Origin of the sequence: Streptobacillus ratti (genome assembly GCF_001891165.1) — a bacterium.
In the GTDB taxonomy this organism is placed as follows: Bacteria; Fusobacteriota; Fusobacteriia; order Fusobacteriales; family Leptotrichiaceae; genus Streptobacillus; species Streptobacillus ratti.
Window position 1 is genome coordinate 1 of sequence record NZ_LKKW01000084.1, and the last position, 402, is coordinate 402.

The following is a 402-nucleotide window of genomic DNA, read 5'->3' on the forward strand; positions in this document are numbered from 1 at the left end:
TCTAAAGCACTTCATAATGAAATCTTTTTTAATTTTTTATCATTAGCATTTTTATTTACATAATTTATATATAAATCCTTAACTATAGATGATGAAATTAATATTAATAATGAATCTACTGTTGACATAATAGCAGCAAGTGGTCCACCTATAAATATACCTGCAATTATAGGGTGTAAATTCTTTAATGCAAGTATAGGTTTAATTACATATTTATTATCAATTAATCCACCTAGTTTGATTGTATGGGTTAATTTATTTGCACTTGCAGGACAAGAAGTTTTATTCTTTGTACCAGTATTTATGGGATTATATTGGGAAAGAGGTAATGATAAGGGAGCGATAGTATCAGTAATTGTAGGTTTTGTTGTTTTCATATTACTTGAAAAATTTAAATTTTCA

At 25.6% G+C, this 402-nt stretch carries 1 protein-coding gene and 1 pseudogene; one reads left to right on the forward strand and one right to left on the reverse strand.

Annotation, left to right across the window (positions count from 1 at the left end; all coding sequences use genetic code 11):
- Positions 1-14 precede the first annotated feature (14 nt).
- Positions 15-206 (reverse strand): annotated as a pseudogene (locus BT993_RS06870) (sodium:solute symporter family transporter); the annotation flags it as partial.
- Positions 207-237: 31 nt separating this feature from the next.
- Between BT993_RS06870 and BT993_RS06875 the strand changes: the two are divergent.
- The coding region (locus BT993_RS06875) for a sodium:solute symporter family transporter (RefSeq protein ID WP_425274413.1) at positions 238-402 on the forward strand (165 nt) is incomplete at its 3' end.